Source organism: Arthrobacter sp. SRS-W-1-2016, from assembly GCF_002009585.1.
GTDB lineage: Bacteria > Actinomycetota > Actinomycetes > Actinomycetales > Micrococcaceae > Arthrobacter > Arthrobacter bambusae_A.
The window spans coordinates 97659-104069 of sequence record NZ_MTPV01000006.1 but is presented as its reverse complement, the minus strand read 5'-3'; the positions used below and the strand labels follow the sequence as shown (position 1 = coordinate 104069).

Genomic DNA, 6411 nt, shown 5'->3' with positions numbered 1-6411 from the left:
TCAGGACAATGCCCGAGAGCACGTCAGTTATTCAGCAAGTCAGACCCGCCCGGAGCCGCAACTCCATCTTCATTGTTTATCAGACAATCCCCGGTGTTGAGCTGGGCTTGGCCTTACTCGTCCCCGTGGAGGCCTTTAGTTCGCCGAGGAGGTCACCGGTCCTGAGCGCTCGGGAGTCGCTGCGTCGAAGTTCCCGGACAATCCGCCGAACGAGTGGGGGCCGCTTCGACCGCCAGGGTCGCGAACTGTTCCTATGCCCGGAGCACGTCTGCGGCGGCGTATCGGCGGCTCTGCTCCGGGCACGCACTGGCCTTCGTGTAACTCGGCCCCTGGCGTCCTGAAGTAGGTGTTCGATGAACTGTGCGGCGCCCCGTCAGTCCTGGTAGTAGACGTTGAAGTCCTCGAGGAGCTGCTCGTCGAGCATGAGTTCGTTCCGGCTGCGTGCGCCGCTGCGGATGGTGACGGCTGTGGCGAGCGTCTGGACAACTGACGTGAACACCGACATCGATCTAAGGATAGTGACGCCTTCGGTGTCGATGTAGAACGTTGTTTCGGCGAGGCGGGCGAGCGGGGAGGACGGGTCGTCGGTCAAGGCGAGGGTTCTTAGTCCACTGTCTTTGGCGTGCTTGAGTGCCCTCACAGTGTCCGCGGTGTAGCGGCGAATCGACATCGCGACGAAGACTCCGTCTGGATCGAGGTCGCGCAGCTGGTCGATAATGACACCGGTGGCAGGGGCGATTTGTTCAACGCCGGGGCGCACCAGGTGCAGCAGGTAGGTGAAGAGCTGGGCGATGGCGGAACATTTACGCAACCCCATCACGTAGATCCTGGGCGCCTGGCTGAGCTGGTCGACAGCCCGGGACCAGTCGGCGTCCTCGATCCGGGCGTAGGTCCTGAGGAGGTTGCTTTTCTCGTGCTCCAGGACTGCGTCGAACAGTGACTGGCTTTCGGCGTGTTTCTCGGACTGTTCCAGCCGGTTGATGAGGTTCGCTTCTTTGGCCAGGTTCTGCTGGCACAGCTTAACGAGGGCCGGGTAGCCTTTCAGCCCCAAGAGAGCGGAAAACCTGACCAGTGAGGACTGGTTCACCCCAGCAATGTCCGCCGTTTCGGCGATGGTCCGAAATGCTGTTCCGTCCGGATCGTCGAGCAGGACCCTGGCGATCCGCTGCTGACCCGGCGCCAAAGTCGGGAGTCGTTCCTGTAGTACCCGTGTCAGTTCCCGGTAGGTGTCCACGGTCATGGGTTTCTCCCGCCTAGTGAGGAATGATCTGCACGCAACTCTAGTTGCAAGCAGGTCATTCCTCACTCTTTTCTCAGCGTGGCGGCTTCTTAGCTGGTCAGCTCCTGCAGGGCAGTCCGCAGGTGCTCGAGTGCTGAAGCGATCCAGGGAAGGGACAGCGGGTCGTCGGACCGCAGTGCCTCCCACCGCTCTTCGCCGGTGGCGCCGTACAGGAGGCTGGTCGCTACACGGGCGCGGAGCGCCGCTGGGTCATCGCCGAACGCTTCGCCGGCGAGGATTCCGACGCCGTGCTGGTCGAGCATTGCTGCCGCAAGGTCGCTGCCGGAGTAGATGCCTTTGGCACCGAGGCGTTCACGGAGCGGTTCGAAGTCCGGGTAGAGGTAGAAGCCGGCTACGGGCTTGCGGCACGCAGCTCCCGCGGCGATGAACTCCTCATACACGGCGTTGGCCACGATTGCGTGAAGCCGGACCGAGCGTTTGATGTGGTCCTTGACTTCATCCGGTTCGTTCAGGACGTACGCTGCTACCGCCTGCATGGGGGCGGCGAGGCTGGACCACACTTCGCTGGCGATCCCGATCATGTCGTCGAGGATCTTGTGGCCCCACTCGTTTTGGGGGACCCGTGCAAGCCCGATCCGCCATCCGCCCAGGGCGAGCGATTTGGACAGGCCGGTCGTGATGATCGTCCGCGATTCCAGGTAGGTGGCGGCGGAGGGCGCAGCTCCGGAGTGGACCACTTCCGCGTAAATTTCGTCAGAGACGATCGCCAGTTCGTACTTCTGGGCGATGCGGCAGATCCTCTCGATCGCTTCGGGACGGGCCATTGTTCCCGTGGGGTTGTCCGGAACGGTAAGGAGCAGGACGCCCGGGTTGCCTCCGGACGACATTGACCGGATGATGGCGGCCTCCAGGAGGTCCGGGTCCGGGATACCACCGGCGTCGTCCGGAATCGGGACGTCAATGATTGGCTTGTTCAACAGCGCGGCTTGGGCGGCGTAGCTCACCCATGAAGGACGCGGGAGAATGAGGTCGCCGGGGACGGTGGCGAGTGCGGCGAAAAGCAGCGCCTTGCTGCCCGGAGCGAGGAGAATCTGCTCTGCGCCCGTGGGAAGTCCCCGCCGGCTGAACCAGCCCGCCGCGGCGGTTCTGGCCTCTTCCGACCCGACAACGGCTCCGTAGCTGTTCTGGTCAGCGGAGATCCGGAGGACCTGGGTGATGAACTCGGGGACTGGAAGGCCGGACTCTCCAAAGCCGAGGTGGAGAAGCTTTTCCCCGTTGGCCTTACGTTTTTGTATCGCTTCGTTGATGGCCAGGGTGGCCGAGTGCATGGTCATGATGCCGCCTGTTGGAAGTCTTGGTAATTAACGTTGGAGTGGGCTGCGTCCCGGACTGGTAGTGGGACGCAGGGGGGCCTCTTCAGGAGGATCGCCCGCCGCTCAGTGGCCGTTGGTGAGGACGTCATCCAGTTCCGGACGGTCACTGTTAACCGGGGCGGTGACCGCCCGCGCTCTCCGCTTCTGGTGCACCACACCGGCAACAACCGCGATGGCCGTGATCAGGCTGGTGAGTTCCAGCGGCGTCCGGGAAGCCGGCGTCAGTGCCATCCCGCCGATAATGACGAGCAGGATGGCGGCAACCAGATAGGACAGGTAAGGGAAGCCCCACATCTTCACGGGAAGCTCATTCCGTTGGGCGGGCGTCTTTTTGAGGCGCCCAACAATTTGGGTTGCACAGATCGTGAGGTAAACAACGATGGCCACGGATCCCGAGCAGCTGAGCAGGAAGGTGAAGACGGTCCCGGTCGGAAGGAAGTAGTTGGCGATGACGGCCAGGAACCCGGCACTGGACGCGGCCAGGACAGCCTTCACCGGGACACCGTTCGTCCCGGTGGTTCCCAGTGCACGCGGGCCCTCGCCACGGCGGGCCAGGGAGAACAGCATGCGGGAGGAAGAATAGATGCCGGAATTGAGGCACGAAAGCACGGCGGTCAAAACGACCAGGTTCATCACGAGCTGGGCGCCGGGAACATGCAGTTCGTTCAGTACCGCCGTGTAGGGGCTCTTGGTTACTTCCGTGGCGTCCCAGGGGAGCAGCGTCACGACAATGAGGATTGAGCCAACGTAGAAGATCAGAATCCGCCAAGAGACGCTCCGCATGCTCCTCCGGACAGCCAGCACAGGGTCCTTGGCTTCGCCGGCGGCTATCGTGACGAGTTCCGTTCCGAAGTAAGAAAAGAAGACCGTCAGCGTAGCCAGCAGCACCGGGGTCATGCCCTTGGGAAAGAGACCGCCGTGCCCGAGCAGGTTGGACGCTCCCGGTGACTGGAACCCGGGAAACACACCAAGGAAGGCTGCGATGCCAACGACGATAAAGAGGACGATGGCAGCAACTTTGATCATGGCGAACCAGAACTCGAAGCGGGCGAAGGACGTCACCGCCGCCAGGTTGACCGCGGTAAGTATCACCATGAAGATCAGCGCATAAACCCACGTCGGCACGCCGGGAACCAGCTGGGCGGCCACGGCAGCGCCGGCAATCGCCTCAAAGGCCACCGTCACACACCAATGGAATGCATAGAGCCAGCCCACCGCCAAACCGGCCCAGGATCCCAGCTCCCGGGAAGCATACGTCGAGAAGGACCCGGTTTCCGGGCTGGCGGTAGCGAGTTCGGCCAGCATCCGCATGACCAGGATGATCACCAGGCCAACGAAGAGATAAACGAAAACGATACCGGGACCCGACCCGGAGATGGTGCTTCCGCTACCGACGAAAAGGCCGGCGCCAATCACGCCGCCGATGCCGATCATTGTCAATTGACGGGTATTGATCGAGTGCTTCAACGGATTCGAAGCAAGAGCCGATGTTGGCAAAATGTCCTTCTTTCATCCAGAAAATGTGATCCAGGTAACTAGCCCCGGTCAATACAACCCCGATTTTCAACATTGCGCAAGTAGAGTTGCATGTATGGATGTAGCTGCAACTTGAATTCTCTTTTAAGGTCGACCGGAGAGGGTTTGGTCCCCTCAGTCGCCCACTTGAATTGGAAATTTGTTGCCATGGGGTGAGTGGTCGGTCCCGATCTGACCGGGATAGCTTGCTGTTACCAACGGGGCGCGGGTGGACGCTGAAGCAGTGCAACTCACTGGGGGAGTTGGAAGTCCCCTCGGATAAGAACGGCCCCGTCGTTCGCCCGTTCGTGTTGAATCGCCGGCTTGGCACATCATCCGTGGCGGCGGTGGGTTGGGGTAGTGCATCCATCCACTCGGCACGCTCTGATCGATCCTTTGCCCGGGTGACGGCCGTCTTGGCTCCGTCTGCTGCTATGAATCCCCAGCCGGCGGAACACGCGCAGTTTGACGGTATCTGCGACGAGGGCTGCCCCCAGAATTGCGGCTGCCACGCCTGCCACCACGGGTGGGGGCAGGGGCTGCATCAATGTGCCGGTCAGCGCGAGGCCAGCGGCGGCCAGGACGGCCAGGACGGCCAGGACGGCCAGAGTAGTGGCGGCCAGCAACCATCTCGAGGGCGCGCGTTGACTCATAAAAAACCTCCGCGTAGCCGCATACGTTGCCTCATGGGAAAAGATCCGGGAAGGGTGGCCGCGGAGATCCTTGAGGGATGGGATTGACGATGGGTGAACGCAAAGCCGTGACGAAGCACCTGGCCGAGTCCTACCGGGCCCTCTGGCTGTGCATAATTCAGCCTTTTGTGGGCCCTTTGGGGCTGTTTTTGTTGGTGGCCGTCGTGTGGCCGGGTGCCTCTTTCCTTTGTGTCGGGCGTTAGGTCTGGGTTCTTGCTTCTTCGTGGGTTGACGAGGGCGGGCTATATGACTTGGCTTACGTGGGCTGGAGAAGCGGAAACCCGTCTAAAACGCCGCACCGGCTGGCTTCAACGCTGCGAGCTGTCGCCGGGTCACGCCGCCAGCCGCGACCCGGTTGGCTGACCTGCCATCGTTGCCCGCCCGGCCGGCAACGGGCCTCCCTACCTGATGGAGAAGGATGGAGCCAGAGGAAGGCTTCGCGTTACCAAGGCCCGGAGCCGTCGAATGAGAGTGTCCCGCGGCTGCCTGCACGTGAGTGTTTGCCGGGCCGGATGGTGTGAGGCCGGGGTTGTCTGCGTTGGAGCGGTTTTGGTGAGTGAGATGGCCGGCGCCAAGGTTCGGTAGTCAGAGTGCTCTGGCTGGGTATGGGCTGAGGACTGCTCACCAAGCCCTCCGGACATGTCGTCTGGTGCCGCAGGTCCAACGTGGTGGGGTGTCGCGGGCTGCGTGGATGTTAGTCGGCGGCCCCGGGCTCCTGTGCCGGCCCCGAGGGGGTTTGATGCTGTGACCAGATGTCGGTCATTTCCTCAGCGAACTGTTCGACGATCCTGCTCATGGCGGCATGCGCTTTTTCCGCTTCGCCGCGTTGGATGGCGCTGGCCACATCCACGTGCAGTTGAAGGGCTTCGTGGTCGGGCAAGTGCGGCATCAGTCCGTGTTCCGCGCGTCCGGTCAGGAGCTCTTGGACGAGGTTGTGAAGCTGGGAGAACATGGGGTTGCCCGAGGTGCGAAGAACTGCTGCATGGAATTCGATGTCCAGTCGGAGGAACTCGTCCTGATTGCCGCCATGGCCTGCGGCCCACAACCGGGCGGCCAGCGACACCAGATCACTGCCGGCATCCAACGAGGCGCGCCCGGCCGCGAGCCGGGCGGCTTGCGGCTCGATCGCACCTCTGAGTTCGTTAAGCGCCTGTAGTTGGTTAAGTCTCCTGGAAGACGCGAGTCGCCAGCGGATGACCTGCGGGTCGTAAAGGTTCCAGGATTCTTCGGGTTGCACCACGGTGCCGAGGCGCCGCCGTGATTCCAACATGCCCATCGAGCAAAGCACCCGTGTGGCCTCCCGGACCACTGAGCGGGACACGTTGTGTTCATTTTCCAATTTATCCAGGCGCAGGACTGAGTGCGCGTGGAGCGTCCCCTCGGCGATGGCAAGCCCCAGGTTCTGGACCAGCGCCGAATGAAGGTCTGGCGTGGGCTCCGTCTTGGGGTTTTCCATAAATAAATCATACCGGTGGGCGCCAAGGTCTTGTTTAAGTATGCTTTATTTCTCTAAGCTCTCATCCGGAGCAGATGTATAGGTACATCTGCGGTTGGCCGGATGATGGTGTCCGGCTCTGAACACTAAACGGGG

At 62.0% G+C, this 6411-nt stretch carries 4 protein-coding genes; all 4 read right to left on the bottom strand.

Annotation, left to right across the window (positions count from 1 at the left end; genetic code table 11):
• Window positions 1–373: 373 nt before the first annotated feature.
• A complete protein-coding gene (locus BMF89_RS02020; protein ID WP_078105419.1) occupies window positions 374–1240 on the bottom strand; it encodes a MurR/RpiR family transcriptional regulator in 867 nt (288 codons plus the stop codon).
• 89 nt (window positions 1241–1329) lie between these two features.
• Window positions 1330–2574, bottom strand: a complete 1245-nt coding sequence (locus BMF89_RS02015) for a pyridoxal phosphate-dependent aminotransferase (RefSeq protein ID WP_078105418.1) — start codon at window positions 2572–2574, stop codon at window positions 1330–1332.
• Window positions 2575–2676: 102 nt separating this feature from the next.
• Window positions 2677–4110, bottom strand: a complete 1434-nt coding sequence (locus tag BMF89_RS02010; RefSeq protein WP_253190658.1) for an amino acid permease — start codon at window positions 4108–4110, stop codon at window positions 2677–2679.
• 1404 nt (window positions 4111–5514) lie between these two features.
• Window positions 5515–6276 (bottom strand): FCD domain-containing protein, encoded by a 762-nt coding sequence (locus tag BMF89_RS02005; protein WP_078105416.1) that lies wholly within the window; start codon window positions 6274–6276, stop codon window positions 5515–5517.
• Window positions 6277–6411: the final 135 nt, after the last annotated feature.

Coding starts and splice junctions, on each gene's coding strand:
- BMF89_RS02020 (WP_078105419.1), bottom strand. CDS start 1,240: ATGACCGTGGACACCTACCGGGAACTGACACGGGTACTACAGGAACGA.
- BMF89_RS02005 (WP_078105416.1), bottom strand. CDS start 6,276: ATGGAAAACCCCAAGACGGAGCCCACGCCAGACCTTCATTCGGCGCTG.
- BMF89_RS02015 (WP_078105418.1), bottom strand. CDS start 2,574: ATGACCATGCACTCGGCCACCCTGGCCATCAACGAAGCGATACAAAAA.